This window comes from Streptomyces sp. NPDC088810 (assembly GCF_044750305.1).
Lineage (GTDB): Bacteria > Actinomycetota > Actinomycetes > Streptomycetales > Streptomycetaceae > Streptomyces.
In genome coordinates, this window is record NZ_JBIVJQ010000016.1 from 59666 (window position 1) to 78969 (window position 19304).

Genomic DNA, 19304 nt, shown 5'->3' on the forward strand with positions numbered 1-19304 from the left:
TCCGGGAGGCCCTGTTGCCGCAGTCTTTCGCGCTCGCGTGTGTGGAGTCCAACTCGTCGTCTCCTGCGTGTGACTGCCTTGCGCACAGGTTCGGCAATGCGGCGGACGGCCCAGACCGTGCCCCTTGCTACGGCTCGGACATGACGGAGGGGGAATGGCAGATTGTCCGGGCTTTGCTGCCCGTTCCGGCCTGGCTGCAAGGGCGGGGCGGCCGCCCGGAGGGGTATTGCAACCGGCAGATGATCGATGCAGTCCGCTATGTCGTGGACAACGGAGTCAAGTGGGCGAATCTGCCCTGCGGCTTCCCGCCGTTCAAACGGGTGCACGCCTTTGCCCGCCGCTGGCAGATCCAGGGCCTGCTCACCGAACTCCGCGACCGGCTGCGTGACCGAGTTCGGCAGAAGGAGGGCCCGCGCGGTGGACCCTAGCGCGGGGATCGTGGACTCGCAGTCACTGCGGGCGGCGGCGAACATCCCCCGCTCGACGTCCGGCTGGGACGGCGGGAAGAAAGTGGCCGGCCGCAAGCGGCACCTGGTCGTCGACTGCCTCGGCCTGGTCCTGGCGGTGATGGTGACCGCGGCGAGCGTGCAGGACCGGGACGCGGCCGTGACGCTGCTCGAGCGGCTGCGCAGGCTGTACTTCTCTGTCCGCCTCGTCTGGGCCGACGACGGTTACACGGGCCGGCTCGTCGACTGGGCGGCCGAGAAGCTCCAGCTCACCCTCGACATCGTCAAACGCTCCGACGACCCCGGCGGGGACGTCGCCGGTCACCAGTCCCTTTGACGTCCTTGGGCAGGCCGCGACTGCCTCGCGCGTCAGGTGATGCTGGTGGGGAGGCTCCGGACGGGACTGCGCTGGCTGCTGGTGTCGGTGCGCCGGTCCAGCTCGGTGCGCAGTTCGTGGATGACCTGGGCATAGACGGCGACGCGGTCGCGAAGCCGGGCGTTGTCCTCCCGCAGGGCCTGGGCGGCGGCTTCGGCGTCGATGGCGCGGGCGTGCAGATGCTGGAACGCGGGTGGGATGCCGGTGAGGGGCGGGAACGTGCGGAGCGCCGCGCCCGGCCGGGAAGGGCGGGGCGCGGCCCTCGGAGTGGTGCTACTCGGTGGTGGTGTCGGTGACCACGAGGAACTGGTCGGTGCGCAGGTCCATGACGACCTGAGCGTTGGTGCCCTGGGCGCGCTGGTTGGCGGCGAACTCTTCGGCCGGCCAGGAGCCGCGGGGACCTCCGGCGGGGAACCGCTCCAGGACCGTGCGGGTCTGCGTGCTGGTCGTGGCCATCAGGCGTCACCGCCGTTCACGCGCTCGTGGATGTCGATGAGGGTGGCGATGGCGTCGGGGTTGTCCGCCTCGCCGACCCACTGCCCGAGCGCGGTGAAGACCGGCACCTTCTCGCGGTCGGCGTCGAAGATGACGCAGTAGTCGCCGTAGCGGTCCATCACCATGTCCCGCAGGAAGTGCGCGGTATTGCATCCGATGCACGATCCGAATGGGCTTCAAGACTCTGAACTCGGACAACACTCGACGACTCCGCCACCGTACAGCAACCCTCTGACCTGGTAGCCTGCCTACAACTTCCCGTTTAATGCAAGATTCGTGCACTCAAAGGGAGGGGGCTGAGGGTGTCGAACGGTGCAAGACCGCCCATCGAGGGGGCGGCTCGGCTGGAGCTGGTGGACGGGGTCGCACTGTTGCATCCCCAGGACGCGGTCTTCGAGGCGATGCTCAGTGGGTTCGCCAAGCAGCAGCGGGGCGGCCGGCGGCTGACGGCGAAGACGGTCGCTGGTCGGGACGGGCAGTTGCGCCGGTTCGCGAAGTTCACGAACGAGTACCCGTGGCAATGGACGGCCTCGCACATGGACGAATGGATGGTGTCCCTGATCAGCGAGAAGGGGCTGGCCCACTCGACGCTGCGGTCCTACCAGCTGACGGTGCGGCTGTTCTGTGACTTCCTGGTCAGCTCGGCCTACGAGTGGGCGGCCGAGTGCGAGAAGCGGTTCGGCACGCACCCGGTGCAGATCTGTCACGAGTGGAACACCGTTCAGCACCTGACCGACTATGAGGGCCAGGGAGAGAGACGGCCGTTCACCCGGGAGGAGCTGCAGAAGTTCTTCGACTACTGCGACGACCGAATCGACGTCGCGGCCCGCAGCCGTCGCAAGGGCGCCTTGGCCGCCTATCGCGACGCAACGCTGTTCAAGGTGCTCTACGGGTGGGGCCTGCGCCGCAACGAAGGCTGCAAGCTCGACCTGGTGGACTTCCACCGCAACGCGGCAGCACCTGAGCTGGGCCGGTACGGGATGCTGCAGGTCCGCTGGGGCAAGGCGACGAAGGGCTCACCGCCGAAGCGACGGAACGTTGCCACGGTGATGCCCTGGGCGGCGGAGGCCGTTGAGGACTACGTGATCAACATCCGGCCGCGGTTCGGCGCCCCGGACCACCCGGCACTGTGGTTGACCGAACGCGGGGGCCGTCTGCAGCCGCGCGAGGTCAACGACCGGTTCACCACCTACCGGCACGCGATCGGCCTGCCGCCCGAGCTGACCCCGCACTCCCTGCGTCACAGCCACGTCACGCACCAGATTGAGGATGGTGTGGACCCGAGGTTCGTACAGGACCAGGTCGGTCACCGCTACGCGAGCACGACAGCCATCTACACGGCGGTCAGCGGTGACTTCATGAACACAATGATGCGCAAGGCCCTGGACCGGGCCTTCGAACGGGACGCGGACTTGGGAGGTACCGGATGACGGCCAAGCTGGACTACACCTGGCGACTGCGCGAAATCATGGCCGGGAAGGGCATGTTCACCACTGCGGCCCTGCAGCCGCTGCTGGCCGAGCGCGGGGTGAAGCTGTCCACGAGCCAGGTCTACCGGTTGGTGACGGAGAAGCCGGAACGGCTCAGCTTGAAGGTGTTGATGGCTCTGATCGACATCTTCGGCTGTCCCATGGACGACCTGATCAAGCCGACTGCCGCCGCCAAGGCCACCCGCGCCAAACCCGCGGCCGATGGCACCGAGGCGGGCGTCGGCACCTTCCGCCCGAAGAGGGCACGCATCACCGGCCCGGAGAAATGACCTCTGCATCTGCTGCTCCGCTGCCCGATCCGGACGACACCGTCGTCTCTGTCATGGCCGGCATCGAACCGGACCTGGCCGAGGAAGCCGTCCGCCAGGCCGTCGCCGACGCGGCGGCCTCCCGGGCCAAGCGCCGCCGCCTGGCCAGCGCTCTTACCGATGACCCGGACCTCCTGACCTCCGGCCGTCCCGAGGGGTCAGGAGTGATCGGCGACTTCACTCGGGCCCTGCTCGCGCACGGTTCCCGCCGGGCCGTCTTGCCGAAGTGCGCCGACTGCTCCAGCACAAAGAAGCTGACCAGCTTGCGGGACGACGGCAAACGCATCTGCCAGCCCTGCGACTCCAAGTCCCGTGTTGCATCCTTGAGGTGTGTCGAGTGCTCCCGGCCGGCCCGGGACTATCGCCGCACCCGCACCGGTGAGGCGATCTGCCGCATCTGCTGGCGGCTACCCGACGGCGACCCCGTCCGCCTGATCGCTGCGGCCGTCTCCTCCGTCGCCCCGATGCCGACCCCGCGGTCGTCCGCCAGGTCATCGAGTCCATCGCCCCAGTCGGCAACGTCTACCCGATGTTCCGCCTCCTCTGGGAGATCGAGGACACCCCGGGCCTGCTGACCGGCGAGGGCGCCAAGGCATCAGCGAGGGCCGCCCGGCTGATCACCGCGCTCATCGACGTCGGCGTGGCCGTCGCCGCGCCTGCTTGCAGCAGCTGCGGCGAGGTCCGACCGCTTACGCACGTGGTCGACAGACTGCGGTGCTGCCTGCCCTGTTACCGCAAAGCCCACTCGACGGCCTGCGGACACTGCGGACATGACCAACCCGTTGCGTCCCGCCGCCCAGACGGAACTCCGCTGTGTTCGTCCTGCACGCGCTACGAGGCCGACCCTGTGATCATCTGCGTCCTCTGCGACCAGGCCCGTCCCGTCGGGCGACGCACCAAGGACGGGCCGCTCTGCCGTGCCTGCTACTGGCCGACGCTGCGGATCTGTTCGTTCTGCGGGAGAGGCCCTCAACGCTGCTACCGAGCCGCGACCGGCATGCCCCGATGCGACACCTGCTCACGCACTCGCCGCACGTGTGCGAGCTGCGGCAAAAACAAGTACGCCCTCGCCCGGACCGAAGCCGGTCACCTCTGCGGGGACTGCTGGCGAAAGAACCCGGTCTCACACAACCCCTGTCGGCTCTGCGGGACGGTCGAGTACCTGCACAGCTACGGACGCTGTCACAGCTGCGTCCGTGATCAGCAGGCTCGCGATGCGCTCTGCCGCGACGGCGCGATACGTCCCGATCTGCAGCCGGTGTACGACGTCCTGGTCGCCGACGGAGCGAAGGCCGGACTGAAGCGGCTGGGGCAACCCAGCTTCCGCATAGTCCTTGACGCGCTCGTAGACGGCGGCTGCCCCCTCACCCATGAAGGCCTGGACACGTTGCTGCCGAACAAGTCGGTGGCCTTCCTGCGGGCCGCGCTCGTCACCGCCGGAGTGCTCTCTCCACGCGACGAGCAGTTCGCAGCCCTGGAACGGTGGATCGCCTCGACAACCGAGGCCGTCACGGACGACAACGAGCGCAAGCTCGTTCGGCGCTTCGCGACTTGGCACCACCTGCGACGTCTCCGGCGCGAATCCGAGAATCGCCCCCTCAGGCCAACCCAGGCCGCGACCGCCCGGGCCGGGATCCGCGCCGCAGTCGCCCTGCTGGCCTGGCTCCGCGGGCAGGGCGCCAGCCTCGGGCAGTGCACCCAGGCTGGACGAGTGGATCGACAGCGGCAAAACGACCCGTTACAAAGCTCGCGGGTTCATCGAGTGGTGCCGCAAGAACCGGCACATCGGCAAAGACCTGGCGATCCCGGCGTTCGAGACGTTGAGCCATGTCCGGCCGACGGACGAAGACGAGCGCTGGGCCATCACCCGCCGCCTCATGCACGATGAGGACCTCGCCATCGAGGACCGGTTCGCCGGCCTCCTCGTCCTGCTATATGCCCAGCACATCACCGTTGTCTCTCGGCTGCCGACCACGGCAGTGACGGTCGAGGGGTCACAGACATTTCTGCTGCTGGGCACCACGCCCTTGCTGCTGCCAGATCCTCTGGACAAGCTCGCCCGAAGGCTTCTCGCCCGACGACGCGGACACACCACGATCGGCGCCACATCCGATTCGACCTGGCTCTTCCCCGGTGCCTATGCGGGCGAACACCTCAGCAGCCATCACCTGGGAGTCCGGCTGAAGCGTCTCGGTATCTACTCTCGTCCGGGCCGGACGTCCGCCTTGATGGGGTTGTCCACTCAACTGCCGGCGGCGGTCCTCTCAAAGCTTCTGGGCATCAGCCCCGAGGGAGCCACCGCATGGACTCAGTCAGGAGGCAACTGGGCTCGATACGCCGCAGGACTCCAGGACCGCCCTCCCCCCAGGCTTCACCACACAACGGATGCGAGCGAAACCCCGGGCGCTTGATGGCCCAGTGGTCCTATCGTCTCCGCCATGGAATCAGAGCAGTTGAAAAGTTCATCTCAACGATGGATGAATGCCGCCCTTGCGGCCTTCGCCGAGGGCCCCGACAGCTACGACTTCGCCGTTCACCACGCTGGAGTCGCTACAGAGCACCTGCTCAAGGCATACCTCGCCGGGATCCATCCAGCTCTGATCGTCGATGGTCGACACTTCGACTCGTTGCTTCATGCCACGGGCCTCGGCTCTCATGCGGCTCCGCTGACCAAGGCCAAGACCATCGGCCTGGCCGACGCTCACGAGCGGGTACTCAAACTTCTTCCCAGGAAGATCCCGATCGACAAGAAGGCTCTCGAACCGCTGGCGGATGCCCGCAATGGAGTCGCCCACAGTGCGATACACGACTCGACCCAAGCGGAAGCGGTGTTCACGGTCTGCCTGCGCTTGGCTGACCCCATCCTCGAAGAGCTGAAAGTCGATCCGGTTAGCTACTGGGGCCCTTACCGGGTCCTGCACGACAAGCTGGTCGATGAGCAAGTACGACAGGAACGCGTCGCGGCAGAAGCCCTACTGGTCAAGGCCCGCTCACTGTTCGAGCAACGCTTCGGGCACATGCCACCCAGGGAGCGCGATGTGGTTCTGGCCACAATCACCAGCAAGCCGATGATCACGATGAGCTATGAGGCACCGAAAACGTGCCCAGCCTGCGGCGCTCAGGGCTGGGTGGCTGGTGAGGTGAACGTCCAAGGAATCCCCGCTCACGAAGGGGCCTACCTCATCCCCTACGGATTTCACTGCGCGGCATGCGACCTCGAAGTGGACAGCAAGCTCCTCCCTCACTTGGGAGACCTGGATGAGGAAATCTTCCTGGACGACGATCCCTACGACTACCTAGGGGACGAACCGCCAGTGGACGAAGACATCTACAGAGGCCGCTGACCCACCTCACCTGACGGCACTCCGCAGGTTCTGTTATCCGCAGTTACCAATAACCGGGATGAGTCCGGTGTCCAGGACCTCCAGGGCGTCGACAGTGAGCCGGGCGTTCTCGCCGGGCGCCGGCGGCTGGACCAGGGTGCCGGTGACGCGCAGCAGATCGCCGGGCTGTATGCCGTTCAGCAGCTCGTGAGTGATCCGGGGGTCTCCGCTGGTGCAGGTGACGACCGTGTCGGGGGCGTCGTCGGCGAGCGCGTCGATGTCGGCGGGTCGGACGATCAGGTCGAAGGTCGCGGTCCCGATGCGCGGGCCGGGGGCGGGTATCGCGTCGACCCAGCCGTCGACGGCGCAGTGCTTGTTGTCCATCAGCTAGTTCTCCGCCAGGGTCTCGATGGGGCGAGGGGAGCGGGGTCGGGCGGTGCGCTGTGCGATGTCCAGCAGCTCCCGGTTGCGCCGCTGCTGGGCGGGCGTGAGCGGGCGGGCCTTTGCGCCGTGGCGGTGCCAGAGCGGGGAGGCGGGCGGCTCGGGGTAGGCGAGGGCGCGGTCGACGTCGGGCTTGGTGCTGCTCATGGAGGTCCTCCACGTGGAGGTCAGGCGTGGTCGCCATGGCCCTTGGACTTGGGCTTCGGCGCGAGGTCGGAGGCGAACCGCCCGAGGCGGGCCTCAACGGGGTTGGCGGTGATCCAGTCCTGAGCGCATGCCTTGTGCGCGGCTCGCCGGAGTGGGAGCGCATAGGCGTGGGCTGGCCGCACAGCGTGCAGGGGAGGTCCTGCCAGCGGTTAAAGTGCTGGCCGTCGCGCCAGACGAGAAGCTCGCCGGGAGCCGGGATCAGACCCGGCTCGAACGGCGGCTTCTGCTTCGTGCGTCCCGCGCGGGTCACGGCCGGAAGGCGGGCAGCTGCTGGAACACGCGGTCCAGAAGTTCCTCGGTCGGCTTCCACGGCCCGAGCTGCCCGGCGGCAGGAACGGGCAGCGGCAGCTCCTGGAGGACCAGGTGCCAGGTGCCGGCCTGCGCCCACGGCGTGCAGGGCTCGGAGCCCTCGGGGTACTGGTGACAGTCGAACAGGGCGGGCCACGCCGATCACGGCTCCGGTGGTCAGCTCCCGGCCGCGGATCGCGCGGGCGATCAGCGGGACGCGCAGGGCGACCCGGTCGATCCGCTGGCCCACGTGCAGGGCATCCAGCCGCCAGCTCCAGGGCCTGGGGCGATTCTCAATGCCCTTGGCGCCGGTGGCATGCGGCTGCTGAACGCTGATGCCGCGGATCCAGTCGCCCTGCAGGAGCGTCGCATTGCTCATGCTGCCCGCCCCCATACGGCCGTTCCCGGACGCCCAGCGCGGCGACCGTAGATGGACGGCACCGTGGTGTGCGCGGACGAGGCAACGGCGGCGCGCCCCGAGTGTTTGCCGTCGTACAGGGCGGCGTCGGCGGCCCGCTGCAAAACGGACAGGTCGCGGGTGCCGAGGACGTCGGAGGTCGCAGCGCCGACCGAGGCGGCGACGTCGACGGTGCGGCCGTCGTCCAGGACGACCGGGGTGTGCAGCATCCGGGCCAGCTGCTTCAGGCGGTGCGCGCGGCCGTCGGCGGGCAGGTCCAGGACCACGGCGAACTCATCGCCTCCGAGGCGGCCGACCGCAGCGCGCGGGGCCGCCCAGGCGGTAAGCCTGGCGCCGAACGCGGCGAGCAGAGCGTCCCCGGCCGGATGTCCCATCGTGTCGTTCACGGCTTTGAAGTGGTCGGCGTCGACCATGACCACGGCCACGCTGTCGCCGTGGCGGGTAAGGATGCGGCGGGCGCGTGCGGTGTAGGCGTCGCGGCGCAGCAGCCCGGTCAGCGGGTCCTTCCGCGTGGCGGCGAGCCGCTTGTGCAGCGCGATGGCGTGCACTGCCCAGCCGGTCAACGGCATGGCGGCGGTGGTCAGAAGGAGTGTGCGCGAGCCGATCCGGCCCCGGTGGTGCAGAACGGAGTCCATACTGAGGATCCTTAAGAATGGACCCGGTCCGGGAGGACCGGGTGTGGCTGATACTGGGATGCCGTCGAGGGCTCTGGGAGAATGGCCGCCCGGTTCTCCGGGACGCTCCGACTGCTGATTGAGAACTGCGGACATCGCTGGTTAAGGACCCGTCGGCGGAGTGCTCCTCGGACCATGGAAGTGCTGGTCGGGGAGACGGAGTAACGGGCGTGAGCACGCCGCAGGAACGCATATGGGTCGGCATCGACGCCGGCAAGGGACATCACTGGGCTGTGGCCTTGAATGCCGAAGGCGAGAAACTGTTCTCGACCAAGGTGATCAATGACGAAGCGCAGATCCTGGCACTCATCGAGACAGCACGTGAGCGTGCCCACGAGGTGCGATGGGCCGTGGACATTTCTGGTCGTGCCTCGACGCTGCTGCTGGCCCTGCTGGTGGTCCACGGGCAGCAGGTGGTCTACGTCCCGGGTCGTACTGTCAACCGCATGTCCGGGGCTTACCGCGGGGAAGCAAAGACCGACGCCAAGGACGCCAAGGTCATCGCTGATCAAGCGCGGATGCGACGGGACTTCGCTGCGCTCAGCACACCACCAGAGCTGATCACCACGCTGCAGCTGCTGACCAACTACCGGGCAGACCTCATTGCCGACCGCGTCCGGCTGATCAACCGCCTTCGCGACCTGCTCGTGGGCGTCTGGCCTGCGTTGGAGCGGGCCTTCGACTACTCAGGTGCCAAAGGCCCGATTGTCATGCTGACCGAGTACCAGACGCCGGCGGCCCTGCGCCGAATCGGAATCAAGCGGCTGACTTCCTGGCTGGAACGCCGCAAGGTTCGGGGCGCTGGCGACATCGCCACCAAGGCCATCGAGGCCGCGCAGTCACAACAAGTCGCCCTGCCAGGCGAGAAGCGAGCCGCAAAGCTGGTCTGCGACCTCGCCCACCAGCTGCTGGCCCTCGACGAACGGATCCGGAGCAACGATCGGGAGATCCGCGAGACCTTTCGCGCCGACGAACGCTCCGAGATCATCGAATCACTGCCCGGTATGGGCCCCATCCTGGGTGCTGAGTTCGTCGCGATCGTCGGCGACCTGACCAGCTACAAGGACGCCGGCCGCCTCGCCTCCCACGCTGGCCTGGCTCCAGTTGCCAGAGACTCCGGTCGCCGCACCGGCAACTACCATCGACCCAAGCGCTACCACCGGCGTCTACGGCACGTTCTCTACCTGTCCGCACAGTCCGCGATGATGCGCCCCGGCCCGTCCAGGGACTACTACCTCAAGAAGCGAGCCGAGGGCCTGCACCACACCCAAGCCCTGCTGGCACTCGCGCGCAGAAGGGTGGATGTGCTCTGGGCAATGCTACGAGACAAGCGGCTTTTCACCACCGCTGCACCGACCACGTCGGCGTAGCTACGTGCCTGAACAGCCCTTCGACAGCAGCCCTGCACGCAACCGAAGTTCTGATGGACTTACACCATGACGACACTGGCGCCCCGCGTCCTCCGCGCACTTCAGCAGTTCCATGCCGACCATCCCTGGGACCACAACGCCCACTGTCACCGGTGGATCCTGCGGCGACTTCCGAGACGCTTCGACCACGCCTTGGATGTCGGATCCGGCACCGGTGACCTGGCCAGGCTCTTGGCCACCCGTACCAAAACAGTGCAAGGAATAGACGCAAACCCCGCCATCGTCGCCCAGGCGCGCAAGCTCACCGCTCCCGCTGCCCCAGTGGCGTTCACCGTCGGCGACGCGCTCAGCGACATCCCACCTGGCCCCTACGACGTCATCACTTGCGTCGCCACCATTCACCATCTGCCGTTCAGCGACGCACTCACACGCTTTCGCCAGTGCCTGGCACCTGGAGGGACCCTGATCGTCGTTGGTCTTGCCCGTGCACAGTCTCTTAGCGATCACCTGCTGGGGGCGGCCGCCATCCCGTCGAACGTCGCCATGGCCTTGATGAAGAACAAGGGCCGCAAGGCCCCACGGCCAGCATCAATGACCGCCCCAACCCAGCCAGCCACCATGAGTTTCCCCGACATTGTTCGCGACGCCCGCCAGGTGTTGCCAGGTGCGCGGCTACGCCGCCGACTGTTCTGGTGCTACACACTGGTCTGGCACCAGCGCTAAGCGCCGGTCCAAGGCCTCTGACCGTCCGCCACAAGCAGCGCCCTGTACCGTCGGAATTTCCTCGAGCCATGCGGCTGGTTTGACACAGTCATTGAGATTCTCCCTCTCGTCTCGTACGGGTTGGGTGGGCCCGGGGCAGAGCTACAGCTCGAAGGGGCTGGAGTTGAGCCAGCTGTACGGGCTCCTTTAGGGGCCGGCCTTCGTGGCGGGCCGGTCGAGCTCCCAGCCGGGCCGGTATCCGCAGGTGCCCCAGCCGTCCGGGCGCCCGTGGGGAATCTCGAGTCCGGCCTCCGCTGCGGCGCGTGCCGCGTCGTAGACCTCGTGAGCGGCCTTGATGGCGGCGCTACGGCTGTCGGCCTGGCCGGTGAAGACGTGCACGCCTTCCAGGTATGACTGAGCGCTCTAATTGTCCAGTGAACGTTGGGCTTGGCCAGCTGAGCTCTGAGTCGCCGAACTGATCGGCGGGCGCGTTGATGGAACCCGCGTCTGCCCACTTGCGACGGTTGGGGAGCTGTCGGCGGGTAAGTCATGGGCCGCCTGGAGAGCCTGCGGGCTAATTCTGGTCGTGGCCTCTCGCGCTATCGCTCTACTCAGGATGCAGGCCAGGCACGCTTGCATTAGCGTGTGGTTGGTGCTTCAGGATTGCAATGCTTCTTCCGGCAAGTAGAATTGAGTGCCAACATGAACGTATATGCTCCGAGTGATTTCGTGGCCAGGTTGGCGAACAGTGAGCTGACGGAACATGAAGCTGGGCAATCCGTTGAGTCTAAGGGTGCGGAAGCTCTAGAAGTCGTCGGCGTTGTGAAGTGCATTGAAGGCTCTTCCGCGCTCATCGGGTTCTCCAGAGCGCTCAGCTGTCCTAAAATTGACTGGATCCCTCTACCGATCGAGCTGTTGGAATCTGTTACGCATCTCAGGTTCCTCTTGTGTGAAACAGTTAAATACTCAGCCGTTCGGCTCAGATTCAAGAAGCCAGGTGATCAGCGCCAGGATGTGGAGTTCTTGTTGGGCCTGTGCACCCAGCTTAAGTCATCTGCGGCTCGCGCCTTCGAGCTTTCCGGAAAGCCTCTCCCGAGTCGTAGGTTCGATGGGGAGTTGACCGAAGGCTGTGAAATCTTGGAGTTCGACGGCGAAGTTTACATTTGCTGCGACGGCGAATGTGGCGGCCTCGTCTGATAGGCATTGCACACCTAGTTGTCCAGTGAGTGCGCAATCTGGCCAGTTGAGTGCCCGGCGTCGATCGCTGCGGACAGGTGCTTGGCGTGGTTGTCGAGCGTGCACTTGAGGGCTGCGTAGCCCGTACTGCCTCCGAGTGTGAGGTAGTGCCGCCCTGGGTCGCTCCGGGACAGTGTGCCGAAGAGGGCCAGACGCTCGGTGGTGAGACGGGGCATGCTGGGAGGTCTCCTGATCTCGAAGAGGGTGAGGGAGCGGGGTGGCCGGCCCTTTGCCGATGCGTGGCCACCCGGCGGTCCCGACCCGGCCGGTGTGGCCGGGGTCGGGTCGTTCAGAACGGGGGTTCGTCCGGCCAGGCCGGGACGGACAGGAGCGGGATGCGCAGCTCGCGCCGGTCCGACCAGCAGCCGCACGCCTCCATCTCCGGGTTCGCGCTGCCGACCCACCAGCCGCCCGCGCCACGGCAGTCGGGGCAGGAGCGGCGGGGCCGGGGCGTCAGCTCGATGCGGTACCGGTCGGCGCACAACTGCCAGCGGCCGGCCTTGAGCGTGAGGACGACCGCGCCGACGGCGGTCGCCAGGAGCACGGCGATGCGGGAGCGCGCGGTCAGGTCCGGGCCGGGTGCGGCTGGACCAGGAAGCGGGTGCCCGTGCCGCTGGCGCAGGGCTCCGCGGTGACGAAGTGCGGCTCGCGATGGGCGAGCTGGCGCATCGTCTCCTTGATGAAGTCGGCGGGCCGCTGGAGGGCGACGCGGTCCGCGTGGAAGTCGCTTAGCATGACGGTGTGGGTGTGCGTGCCGTGCTGGCGCAGGATCCAGAGCCGGTCGCGGACGATCGTCGCGGCCTCGGTGTCGTCGGGCGCGGCCGGGACGCCGCTGTTCATCGCGCGGCAGCTGGCGGCGTGGGCGTTGGCCGCCTTGGCGGCGTCCTGCTCGGACATCGGGTTGTGCGCGACGGTCTGCGAGGCGCGAAAGGTGCAGCCGAGGCAGACGGCGGCGTAGCGCGAGGTGCCTCGGTCGCCCTCGGCCGTGTAGACGAGGACGATCGCTCCTTCCCGCTCTCCGAGGGTGTTGCGGTAGCGCTGGACGACGGTCGTGCCCGGCGGCGTCCAGGTCGCGGGGTCCTGCACGTCGAGGCGGCGGGTGAACAGGCTCATGGGTGACTTCTCCTTCGGGGGACTCGTTGATCAGGCGGCCAGCCGGTGGACGACCGGGGCCGTGGACGGCAAGTAGGTGTCGGGGCTGGGCTCGTAGCCCCTGGCGCACGGGTCGCAGCAGCCCTGGGTGCGCAGCGGTGTTGGCGGAGTGCACTTGTTCCGTAGCTGCGGTATTCCAGTGCTAAGGCACCACGGAAGCCACGTGTCATCGCCTGTCCTCGGGAAATTGCTTCGTAGACTTCCCTGGTCACCACCCATTCGTCCCGGACGCCGGCGAGCGGTTGGCCCTTGATGAGCTTGCCCGTGAGCCGGTAGCGGAAGAGGCCAGTAGCGATCTCCTGGGGCGGTTGGCGGCAACCGACGACCAGTTCGCCCAACTCACAGTGCCGCATCCCGACGAGTGCGGTCAGCGCCAGGCCGCAGGCCGTGGCCAGGTATCCGACCAGGAACTTCAGTTCAACCGAGAAGAGTGGCTCCGTCCAAGCGGCGTGGCCCTGCCCGTCGGCGCGCTCTACCTCGGCTGCGTGGCGGCCATATGGAGCGCAAGCCCCGACAAGAGCAAGGGCCCGCTCCAGGTCGCCGAAACTGCTTGGTCCCACACTCCCGAGCGAGTGCGCTGAGGGAAACACCGGCCAGTGGGTCGTGCTCCTCGCGCAGTCCACGAGCACGCGCCTCCTTCGCGCCGACCTGTGTCATCAGTTCCAGGGGTTCTCCGCTTTCAACTCGGCGCTCCAGATTGCGCAAGAACGCCTCGTGTCCGGGATGGGTGGTGGCGGTGAGGCTGCGGTCCGCGGCCTGACGCTCTCGTTTCGAATCGGCTTCTCGCAGGATGTGCGGGGCCAGCGTTTGGATCATGTACAGCACCGCGGCGAGGAGGGGCTGCTGAGCGTCGGACGCTAGCGGCTGCACCTTGTTCGCGCCGGCGAGTTCGGCAGTACGCCCCGAGCCCCCAGCGGCACTCGCGCCGTTGAAGGGACGCAGGCCATCTCGGAACCTCTGTCGAGTGAACAGCTCCCGGTACTGCGCGAGCCCGATCACCGCGCCCATCGCGACGGCCCTGGTCGACGGGGAGTCAGCGACCACTTCACCGTCGTCGCCGAGCCGCTCACCACGGAAGTCCACATACGCGGTGCAGTGGTAACTGGTGACCTCGTCCAGATCGGCGCAGGACAGGCAGCAGCGCGTGGGGCACCTGGCCGGTGCCGGTCGTCCCCACGTCCAGCAGGACGGGGCCGGGGACGCCGTGCTGGGTGGCGGCCAGGAGGTGGATTGTGGCGTCGGGCAGGCCGGGACGGTAGCGGGCGTCGGCGGCCTCGGACCCGAACAGGGCCTCGTCCGAGACCGCCGCGGAGGCCGCCTGGTGGGGGCGGGTCATCGTGAATCTCCAGGAGTACTGGGAAGCTGCCAGCTCAGGGCGCCGTTCGGGCTGGTGGCGAGCGGGTGGGGCGGGGGCTCAGCGCAAGACGTCACGGAGCACCTCCTCGGCTTCTTCCAGGCGCTCCCACAGCACCGTCGCGGCCTCGTGCCGGGCGCGCCCGTACGCCTCCAGGGCCAGAGTGAGCGAGGCAGGGTTGTCCGGCGGCTCGGACAGGGGAGAGACCGAGCAGGCCAGGTACCCGGCGGCGACGCGCGGCACGGCGAGGAGGTCCTCGGCCGGAAGCTGCGGGTTCGCCAACCGGTAGGCGCCAACCGCGCGGGCCAGGCCTGGGATCCAGTCGTCCGGGCGGGCCAGCACGGTGCGCGGGTCTAGCACGATACGGCCGAGCTCCCAGACGGCCACTGCGATGCCCTGGGGGCCGGAAGTCGATCACCGCGGCGACTTCCTCGCCGCGCAGCAGCAGGTTGGGCGCGGCGAGGTTCCCGTGCACGATCTGCGCCGTCAGTGTGACCGGCAGCTTCTCCAGGCGGGCCGCCACCTCGGGGAGGGCGGCAAGACGCTGTTGCGCGGTGCGGTGCGCCCAGGCGGCGAAGCCTTCCGGTGCTGGTGGCGCGGCGGCCCAGCGGTCGAGCAGTTCCTCCAGCCGCCGTCCGGCCCGCGCGACGTCGCAGACTTCGCGGGCCGCCCCACGGGCCGCCGGGACGGAGGCCGGCTGGTCCTGGCCGAGGCCCGCCCCAGGATGGCGGCAACACCCGGCTCTGTCGGAGGCGGTCGCTAGGGTCCACCGCATGGGAATCCACTTCACGACGGCTGTCGTGCCCGCGGCGCGTTCCGGCGCGGACACCGACAACGCGGTCCTGATTTTCGCGGCCGACACCCAGGACGACATCCCGAATCTGCCGTTGCCGGTGGCGCTGCACGTCCAGGACAACGAGCTGTGCTGCTTCGCTCCGCACGGACAGATGCTCGGGGCTCCACTGCGGGTCTCGGACGACTGGGTTACCGCAGCCTCGCCGACCGGGCCCTACGACGCCCAGGCCCGGGTGTGCGTGGTGCTGGAGCCTCTGCCCGAAGAGGCCGGGACGTCCCACGTTCCGCAAGGCGAGGGAGTCACCGAACAGGGCCTGCCCTCGTGGGTGGGGGACGTCGTCGCAGGCCGGTACAAGATGGCGCTTCGCTCGGTGCGTGTTTCGATCGGGGACCCGCTCCTGCTCGACGCCGCCCTCGGCGCATCGACGCAGCTTCCTGAGTGGGCGCAGATCATGCACACCCCGTAGTCCGGCGCGCCAGTCCCCGTACTGCGCGGGCGCCCTACCCGAGCCGCCACCGCTGGCGGGGGAGGGCTGGGCGCCCCAGCCCGGTCCTGCGCGGGGTGCGGGCGGACTGCCCCATGCTGCCGGCGCCGGAGCAGGGGCTGTCGCATCGTCGACAGGGCCGTACCGCTCAGGCGTTGCCCCAGGCCTCGAAGAATCGCGTGCGGTCGTCCTGAGTCTCGTGCAGCCGGCGCTTGGCGAGCAGCACGTGCCAGGCGGTGGTCTCGGCGTCCCGCAGCCACAGCTGCCCGAGGTAGCGGCCGTCTGCGACGAGCGTGTCATGCGCCAGTGCGTCGCCGATCACCTTGGTCACGGCGTCGCGCTGCTGGTCGTTGAGTTCTGCCAGGAAGCTGAGCACGCGGTCGGCGATGCCCGCTTCGTTTCCCCTGGCCAGGCGGTCGAAGGTCGGGCCGCCCATGTTGCAGGGGTCGATGTACAAGGCGGCAGTGCCTCCCGCCTCCTCCAGTGCGCCCCAGAATGCGTTGCCGTCGGGCGTGCCCGGCAGGGGGAGGGCGCCGAAGAGGTCGATCAGATGACCGTTGGCTGCCTGGTTGTACGCGACGTCGCAGGCTGCCGCAGAAGCGATCTTCGCGACGTGCCCGGTGGTCAACCCTGCGCCCTGTGGCCAGTCCAGTGGAGTGTTGAGCTGCTGGGCGAGGTGCTGGGCCAGCTCACCGTCGTTGTCGAGGAATCGCCGGATGATCACAAGTTCCCCCAGGTCAGTGCCAGTTGGCGTACAGAGGCGGCTTTCATCGCCTGTCAGTCTGCCGAACCGGGCGGTGATCCGCTGGGGTGTGCGGACAACGTCCGGAAAGTGCTTGTCCGGCGCCGGCGAGATCGGTGCCTTCCGGGCCTGAACCGCCGTACGGCGCCGGGCAGCTGCTCACATTCGTACGACAGACGTCACCGCGGCCGTACGCGAGGGACTGGCCAGAGGGCGTACGGGCGAACCACCAGCGCGTCGCTGCCTCACCGGCGCCGCATTGACGCAGACACTTTCTGTCGTGTCTCTGGAACCGCCGCAGGGCCCCCTCGGAGGGCCGGCCGCCGCAGCCCCACATGAGCCAGACCTCAACGGATACCTGACCGGGCACGAACGCGCGGCAGCCCAAATCCTTGCCACGCACATTGCGCGCATGACCCACCAGCACATGGCCAGACGGATCAAGCGCCTCGCTGAGAACTTCCCCGACCGGCCACAACGCACATGGGACATGAAGAAATGGCTGGTCACCCTGCCGGAGAAGCGTCTCAAGCTCTATGCCGAACTCTCGGCATTCGAAGCCGCCCTGCTCACCATGCCGCCAGCCCGCGTTTGCACGGCGAACTGGCAGGCAGCGGCGATCCTCGCCGACACCTACCCCGGCCGCTTCCCCGCCCCCACCGACCAGATCGCTCGCGAGCTCCTCGCCTTGCGTGAACTGGCACGTGATCGCCTGCGCGCCGAGAACCACAGCCGCCCGGTCAAGATCATGGTCCCGGAGCCCACACCGCTGTCGGAACCCAGACGCGGCCGCCGAACCGCAACACGGCCCGCCACCACCATCTCCTCGGTCTGATCGACAAGGACAGGAGGGTGGCTGGCCGCGCCGGCGGGCCAGGACCCGGCGTTCAGCCGGGCGCAGCAGGTCGCCGCGGCCGGCCGCCCGGCCCTGGACGCGCTGCTGGGCCTCGCGCTGCGCCACGGCGGCGTCGTCGGCGCCGCGGCGGTGCGCGCCGTCCTCGCTGACACCGCGCGGTTGCGCGCCAGCTTCGGTCCGGCGGTGGGAACGAGGCTGCGCCTGGCGGCCCGCTGGGCCCGGAGTCGACGACGAGCACGCCGGCTACCTGAGCCGGCGTGCCGTCACCGAGCGCGTGGCCCGCCGAGAACGCTGCCAAGCCGCAGGCCGCGGCCGGAGATCCGGCTGGAGCCCAAGCAGCGATGGCGGCCGTCCTGGTCCAGGAGGAGAAGCTGCGGGAGCAGATCACCGAGGAGGCCCCTGCCCGGCTGCCCGACTCCGAGGTGGTGGCGTTGCTGCGTGAACTCGTAGCGACGGCCTACCCGGACGGCCGCGGCAATCCCGCGCACTGGGACGTCGCGGTGATCCGGGCGGTGCTGGCCGGCCTGCTCGCCCGCGACGTCGCATTGCTGCCCGCGGCTTCCCGTCCGCTCGTCTTCCGCGGCGACCTCGATGAGGTGCACGCCGGTGATCCGGCCGCATACGGCGGACCTCGCCTGGCGTGATTCCATCCGTTGATGGCGTGCTGGACCTGCCCGCCCACAGGGTCGTTCGGCGCCCTGCGCGGGGGACACGCCCTTGTCCACGGAGTTACCGGGCAGCAGGCGGGTGGGCCGGTAGGTCACGCGCTGAAGCAGGACCCGCCCTCGCCGGTTGGGGATCAGCACAGAGGTGCCGGCCCACAGGGCGTGCGAGGCGCGCAACGCCCCGTACGCCTCCTCGTTCATCGCGACGCTGGGAGGCTCGTCGGGTGCGGAAGGCGTCGTCATCCTTCTCCGATCAGTGAGTGCTTGCTCGTGGGCGGTGGAGGGGTGGCAGGCACGGGGCTGGGGTGTCAGATGGTCAGCTGGTGCGGGTTGCCCTTTGCGGGGCCGAGCGTGAGCCGGGTGAAGTGCTCGGTGCGGATGATCTGGGCGCGGTCGGCTTCGGGGAGGCGGGCGAGGATGCCGGGCAGGGTCCGTTGGCGTGCGACCTCGCCGTCGTGCGCGAGGATCGCGCGCCACTTCACGTCGGCCCAGGGAGTGACGTCGACGCTGGTGGTCACGTAGGAGCCCGGCACCGCGAGGACGCTTTTGCCCACCCCTTCGAGCAGAGGGCGGAGCAGGTCGATGCCGGACTCGGGGTGCGTGGCGGCGTACACCGCGGCCGGTTGCCACGGTGCGCCCGCTTCGGGGTGCAGGTGGGTGAGGCTGGCGGCTTCGACGGCGAGCAGGGTGATCTGGTGGGTGCGTACGTGGTCGGGGTGTCCTGTCAGCTGGCCGACCGCGTCGTGGGTTACCACGATCTCGGGCTTGAAGTCCCGGATGTGGGTGACGAGGCGGCCAATGGCTTCGTCGAGGGGAGCGTCGACGAGCCGGGGCTGGTCGGGCGCGGCTTCGGGGTTTCGGGCGTCGTTGTAGCCGAGCATGCGTGGGGCGCCGGCGCCCAGGACGGTCAGGGCGGCGGCGAGTTCGGGTGCCCGGCGGCTGTCGGGGGCCCAGGTGGCAGTGACGACCGCAGTGCGGGCCCCGGCGGCATGATGCTGGGCGAGGACGCCGCCGGCGAGGATGGACTCGTCGTCCGGGTGGGCGAAGACGGCAAGCAAGCTGGGCAGCACGGGGATCTCCAGGGCGGTCACGGGACGGGGACGGGGGCATTGGTGAGGTGCCCGGCGTGCCGGGTGAGACGGGGAGCGAGGCCGGGGTGGCCGCCACGCGCGGCGACCTGGAGGAGCTGGGCGAGCGCGATCAGCTCCCCGGCCCGTCCGGCGGGCGTGTCCAGGATGTAGGCAAACTCGGCGCGGATCCGAGCCGCCGTGGCCGGGCGGGTGAGGCTGTAGGCGTGTAGGAGCCCCACGTCGAAACCGACGGGAACCAGGCCCCACTCCTCCCAATCGAGCATGACCAGCGGCGGGCCGGTGAGGTTCGCCCAGTGCAGGTCGCCGTGTCCCGTGGTCCAGGCGCTGACCCGGAAGGCCGGAATGCCCAGGAACCGGGCGAGGTTCTTGTCGACCCACTGCTGCCCGTAC

General features: G+C 68.6%; 26 protein-coding genes and 2 pseudogenes. 12 read left to right on the top strand and 16 right to left on the bottom strand.

Annotated elements, in window-relative coordinates; genetic code table 11:
* The first annotated feature begins 140 nt into the window (after nucleotides 1-140).
* Together ACIP4Y_RS35435 and ACIP4Y_RS35440 are read left to right on the top strand one after the other, a co-directional pair.
* A complete protein-coding gene (locus ACIP4Y_RS35435; protein WP_401400344.1) occupies nucleotides 141-428 on the top strand; it encodes a transposase in 288 nt (95 codons plus the stop codon).
* Complete coding sequence (locus ACIP4Y_RS35440; protein ID WP_401400347.1) at nucleotides 418-783, top strand: transposase; 366 nt, start codon at nucleotides 418-420, stop codon at nucleotides 781-783. Before ACIP4Y_RS35435 ends, ACIP4Y_RS35440 begins: the two co-directional genes overlap by 11 nt.
* A gap of 312 nt (nucleotides 784-1095) precedes the next feature.
* Here the strand turns inward: ACIP4Y_RS35440 and ACIP4Y_RS35445 are convergent, their stop codons facing one another.
* Both ACIP4Y_RS35445 and ACIP4Y_RS35450 read right to left on the bottom strand, forming a co-directional pair.
* Nucleotides 1096-1278 (bottom strand): hypothetical protein, encoded by a 183-nt coding sequence (locus tag ACIP4Y_RS35445; RefSeq protein ID WP_401400350.1) that lies wholly within the window; start codon nucleotides 1276-1278, stop codon nucleotides 1096-1098.
* Nucleotides 1278-1442 carry a hypothetical protein gene (locus ACIP4Y_RS35450; RefSeq protein ID WP_401400353.1) on the bottom strand — a complete coding sequence of 55 codons (165 nt, stop codon included), beginning with the start codon at nucleotides 1440-1442 and terminating at the stop codon, nucleotides 1278-1280. The genes ACIP4Y_RS35445 and ACIP4Y_RS35450 overlap by 1 nt, the downstream gene beginning before the upstream one ends.
* 177 nt (nucleotides 1443-1619) lie before the next feature.
* Between ACIP4Y_RS35450 and ACIP4Y_RS35455 the strand changes: the two genes are divergently transcribed.
* Together ACIP4Y_RS35455 and ACIP4Y_RS35460 are read left to right on the top strand one after the other, a co-directional pair.
* Nucleotides 1620-2747, top strand: a complete 1128-nt coding sequence (locus tag ACIP4Y_RS35455) for a tyrosine-type recombinase/integrase (protein ID WP_401400355.1) — start codon at nucleotides 1620-1622, stop codon at nucleotides 2745-2747.
* Entirely contained in the window at nucleotides 2744-3076 is a 333-nt protein-coding gene (locus ACIP4Y_RS35460) for a helix-turn-helix domain-containing protein (RefSeq protein ID WP_401400358.1), read from the top strand. The genes ACIP4Y_RS35455 and ACIP4Y_RS35460 overlap by 4 nt, the downstream gene beginning before the upstream one ends.
* Before the next feature lie 1162 nt (nucleotides 3077-4238).
* Here the strand turns inward: ACIP4Y_RS35460 and ACIP4Y_RS35465 are convergent.
* Nucleotides 4239-4844 (bottom strand): hypothetical protein, encoded by a 606-nt coding sequence (locus tag ACIP4Y_RS35465; protein ID WP_401400361.1) that lies wholly within the window; start codon nucleotides 4842-4844, stop codon nucleotides 4239-4241.
* A 148-nt stretch (nucleotides 4845-4992) separates the two neighbouring features.
* Here ACIP4Y_RS35465 and ACIP4Y_RS35470 point away from each other — a divergent pair, with 148 nt between their 5' ends.
* Complete coding sequence (locus ACIP4Y_RS35470) at nucleotides 4993-5526, top strand: hypothetical protein (protein ID WP_401400364.1); 534 nt, start codon at nucleotides 4993-4995, stop codon at nucleotides 5524-5526.
* Nucleotides 5527-5553: 27 nt separating this feature from the next.
* A complete protein-coding gene (locus tag ACIP4Y_RS35475; protein WP_401400367.1) occupies nucleotides 5554-6459 on the top strand; it encodes a hypothetical protein in 906 nt (301 codons plus the stop codon).
* A 33-nt stretch (nucleotides 6460-6492) separates the two neighbouring features.
* On the opposite strand, the gene ACIP4Y_RS35480 is transcribed toward ACIP4Y_RS35475, so the two are convergent.
* The 4 genes and pseudogenes from ACIP4Y_RS35480 to ACIP4Y_RS35495 all read right to left on the bottom strand — a co-directional run bounded on the left by ACIP4Y_RS35480 (nucleotide 6493) and on the right by ACIP4Y_RS35495 (nucleotide 8427).
* A complete protein-coding gene (locus tag ACIP4Y_RS35480; protein WP_401400369.1) occupies nucleotides 6493-6822 on the bottom strand; it encodes a hypothetical protein in 330 nt (109 codons plus the stop codon).
* A gap of 3 nt (nucleotides 6823-6825) precedes the next feature.
* Nucleotides 6826-7026 carry a hypothetical protein gene (locus tag ACIP4Y_RS35485; protein ID WP_401400372.1) on the bottom strand — a complete coding sequence of 67 codons (201 nt, stop codon included), beginning with the start codon at nucleotides 7024-7026 and terminating at the stop codon, nucleotides 6826-6828.
* A gap of 306 nt (nucleotides 7027-7332) precedes the next feature.
* A pseudogene (locus ACIP4Y_RS35490) lies at nucleotides 7333-7753 on the bottom strand (hypothetical protein).
* Nucleotides 7750-8427: a GGDEF domain-containing protein gene (locus ACIP4Y_RS35495; protein WP_401400375.1), complete on the bottom strand. Its 678-nt coding sequence runs from the start codon at nucleotides 8425-8427 to the stop codon at nucleotides 7750-7752. The pseudogene ACIP4Y_RS35490 and the gene ACIP4Y_RS35495 overlap by 4 nt, the downstream one beginning before the upstream one ends.
* Nucleotides 8428-8636: 209 nt before the next feature.
* Here ACIP4Y_RS35495 and ACIP4Y_RS35500 point away from each other — a divergent pair, with 209 nt between their 5' ends.
* Nucleotides 8637-9836 (top strand): IS110 family transposase, encoded by a 1200-nt coding sequence (locus tag ACIP4Y_RS35500; protein WP_401400378.1) that lies wholly within the window; start codon nucleotides 8637-8639, stop codon nucleotides 9834-9836.
* 66 nt (nucleotides 9837-9902) lie between these two features.
* Complete coding sequence (locus ACIP4Y_RS35505; protein ID WP_401400381.1) at nucleotides 9903-10559, top strand: class I SAM-dependent methyltransferase; 657 nt, start codon at nucleotides 9903-9905, stop codon at nucleotides 10557-10559.
* A 186-nt stretch (nucleotides 10560-10745) separates the two neighbouring features.
* Here ACIP4Y_RS35505 and ACIP4Y_RS35510 read toward each other — a convergent pair whose 3' ends face one another.
* Nucleotides 10746-10937, bottom strand: coding sequence for a hypothetical protein (locus tag ACIP4Y_RS35510; protein WP_401400384.1), 192 nt, complete (start codon nucleotides 10935-10937; stop codon nucleotides 10746-10748).
* 303 nt (nucleotides 10938-11240) lie between these two features.
* Here ACIP4Y_RS35510 and ACIP4Y_RS35515 point away from each other — a divergent pair, with 303 nt between their 5' ends.
* Nucleotides 11241-11735 (top strand): hypothetical protein, encoded by a 495-nt coding sequence (locus ACIP4Y_RS35515; protein WP_401400387.1) that lies wholly within the window; start codon nucleotides 11241-11243, stop codon nucleotides 11733-11735.
* 328 nt (nucleotides 11736-12063) lie between these two features.
* Here the strand turns inward: ACIP4Y_RS35515 and ACIP4Y_RS35520 are convergent, their stop codons facing one another.
* The 5 genes and pseudogenes from ACIP4Y_RS35520 to ACIP4Y_RS35540 all read right to left on the bottom strand — a co-directional run.
* Nucleotides 12064-12318 (bottom strand): hypothetical protein, encoded by a 255-nt coding sequence (locus ACIP4Y_RS35520; protein ID WP_401400390.1) that lies wholly within the window; start codon nucleotides 12316-12318, stop codon nucleotides 12064-12066.
* 20 nt (nucleotides 12319-12338) lie between these two features.
* Nucleotides 12339-12887, bottom strand: coding sequence for a hypothetical protein (locus ACIP4Y_RS35525; protein WP_401400393.1), 549 nt, complete (start codon nucleotides 12885-12887; stop codon nucleotides 12339-12341).
* Nucleotides 12888-13992: 1105 nt separating this feature from the next.
* The gene (locus ACIP4Y_RS35530; RefSeq protein ID WP_401400396.1) at nucleotides 13993-14262 is read right to left on the bottom strand and encodes a hypothetical protein; all 270 of its coding nucleotides are present in this window, start codon (nucleotides 14260-14262) and stop codon (nucleotides 13993-13995) included.
* A 78-nt stretch (nucleotides 14263-14340) separates the two neighbouring features.
* Nucleotides 14341-14667: a hypothetical protein gene (locus tag ACIP4Y_RS35535; RefSeq protein WP_401400646.1), complete on the bottom strand. Its 327-nt coding sequence runs from the start codon at nucleotides 14665-14667 to the stop codon at nucleotides 14341-14343.
* A gap of 31 nt (nucleotides 14668-14698) precedes the next feature.
* A pseudogene (locus tag ACIP4Y_RS35540) lies at nucleotides 14699-15154 on the bottom strand (hypothetical protein); the annotation flags it as partial.
* On the opposite strand from ACIP4Y_RS35540, the gene ACIP4Y_RS35545 reads away from it, so the two are divergent.
* Nucleotides 15054-15542 (top strand): hypothetical protein, encoded by a 489-nt coding sequence (locus ACIP4Y_RS35545; protein ID WP_401400649.1) that lies wholly within the window; start codon nucleotides 15054-15056, stop codon nucleotides 15540-15542. The pseudogene ACIP4Y_RS35540 and the gene ACIP4Y_RS35545 overlap by 101 nt on opposite strands.
* Before the next feature lie 166 nt (nucleotides 15543-15708).
* Here ACIP4Y_RS35545 and ACIP4Y_RS35550 read toward each other — a convergent pair whose 3' ends face one another.
* On the bottom strand, nucleotides 15709-16284 hold the full coding sequence (locus ACIP4Y_RS35550) for a hypothetical protein (protein ID WP_401400399.1): 576 nt from the start codon (nucleotides 16282-16284) through the stop codon (nucleotides 15709-15711).
* A gap of 430 nt (nucleotides 16285-16714) precedes the next feature.
* Here ACIP4Y_RS35550 and ACIP4Y_RS35555 point away from each other — a divergent pair, with 430 nt between their 5' ends.
* Together ACIP4Y_RS35555 and ACIP4Y_RS35560 are read left to right on the top strand one after the other, a co-directional pair.
* Nucleotides 16715-17137 (top strand): hypothetical protein, encoded by a 423-nt coding sequence (locus tag ACIP4Y_RS35555; protein ID WP_401400402.1) that lies wholly within the window; start codon nucleotides 16715-16717, stop codon nucleotides 17135-17137.
* 362 nt (nucleotides 17138-17499) lie between these two features.
* On the top strand, nucleotides 17500-17802 hold the full coding sequence (locus ACIP4Y_RS35560; RefSeq protein WP_401400405.1) for a hypothetical protein: 303 nt from the start codon (nucleotides 17500-17502) through the stop codon (nucleotides 17800-17802).
* A 329-nt stretch (nucleotides 17803-18131) separates the two neighbouring features.
* Here the strand turns inward: ACIP4Y_RS35560 and ACIP4Y_RS35565 are convergent, their stop codons facing one another.
* Together ACIP4Y_RS35565 and ACIP4Y_RS35570 are read right to left on the bottom strand one after the other, a co-directional pair.
* Nucleotides 18132-18899 carry a PIG-L deacetylase family protein gene (locus ACIP4Y_RS35565; protein WP_401400610.1) on the bottom strand — a complete coding sequence of 256 codons (768 nt, stop codon included), beginning with the start codon at nucleotides 18897-18899 and terminating at the stop codon, nucleotides 18132-18134.
* An 11-nt stretch (nucleotides 18900-18910) separates the two neighbouring features.
* Complete coding sequence (locus tag ACIP4Y_RS35570) at nucleotides 18911-19177, bottom strand: hypothetical protein (RefSeq protein ID WP_401400408.1); 267 nt, start codon at nucleotides 19175-19177, stop codon at nucleotides 18911-18913.
* Nucleotides 19178-19304: the final 127 nt, after the last annotated feature.

Coding starts and splice junctions, on each gene's coding strand:
- ACIP4Y_RS35445 (WP_401400350.1), bottom strand. CDS start 1,278: ATGGCCACGACCAGCACGCAGACCCGCACGGTCCTGGAGCGGTTCCCC.
- ACIP4Y_RS35530 (WP_401400396.1), bottom strand. CDS start 14,262: ATGACCCGCCCCCACCAGGCGGCCTCCGCGGCGGTCTCGGACGAGGCC.
- ACIP4Y_RS35570 (WP_401400408.1), bottom strand. CDS start 19,177: ATGCTCGATTGGGAGGAGTGGGGCCTGGTTCCCGTCGGTTTCGACGTG.
- ACIP4Y_RS35460 (WP_401400358.1), top strand. CDS start 2,744: ATGACGGCCAAGCTGGACTACACCTGGCGACTGCGCGAAATCATGGCC.
- ACIP4Y_RS35525 (WP_401400393.1), bottom strand. CDS start 12,887: ATGAGCCTGTTCACCCGCCGCCTCGACGTGCAGGACCCCGCGACCTGG.
- ACIP4Y_RS35480 (WP_401400369.1), bottom strand. CDS start 6,822: ATGGACAACAAGCACTGCGCCGTCGACGGCTGGGTCGACGCGATACCC.
- ACIP4Y_RS35475 (WP_401400367.1), top strand. CDS start 5,554: ATGGAATCAGAGCAGTTGAAAAGTTCATCTCAACGATGGATGAATGCC.
- ACIP4Y_RS35545 (WP_401400649.1), top strand. CDS start 15,054: ATGGGAATCCACTTCACGACGGCTGTCGTGCCCGCGGCGCGTTCCGGC.
- ACIP4Y_RS35495 (WP_401400375.1), bottom strand. CDS start 8,427: ATGGACTCCGTTCTGCACCACCGGGGCCGGATCGGCTCGCGCACACTC.
- ACIP4Y_RS35485 (WP_401400372.1), bottom strand. CDS start 7,026: ATGAGCAGCACCAAGCCCGACGTCGACCGCGCCCTCGCCTACCCCGAG.
- ACIP4Y_RS35555 (WP_401400402.1), top strand. CDS start 16,715: ATGACCCACCAGCACATGGCCAGACGGATCAAGCGCCTCGCTGAGAAC.
- ACIP4Y_RS35470 (WP_401400364.1), top strand. CDS start 4,993: ATGCACGATGAGGACCTCGCCATCGAGGACCGGTTCGCCGGCCTCCTC.
- ACIP4Y_RS35450 (WP_401400353.1), bottom strand. CDS start 1,442: ATGGTGATGGACCGCTACGGCGACTACTGCGTCATCTTCGACGCCGAC.
- ACIP4Y_RS35505 (WP_401400381.1), top strand. CDS start 9,903: ATGACGACACTGGCGCCCCGCGTCCTCCGCGCACTTCAGCAGTTCCAT.
- ACIP4Y_RS35515 (WP_401400387.1), top strand. CDS start 11,241: ATGAACGTATATGCTCCGAGTGATTTCGTGGCCAGGTTGGCGAACAGT.
- ACIP4Y_RS35560 (WP_401400405.1), top strand. CDS start 17,500: ATGGCGGCCGTCCTGGTCCAGGAGGAGAAGCTGCGGGAGCAGATCACC.
- ACIP4Y_RS35435 (WP_401400344.1), top strand. CDS start 141: ATGACGGAGGGGGAATGGCAGATTGTCCGGGCTTTGCTGCCCGTTCCG.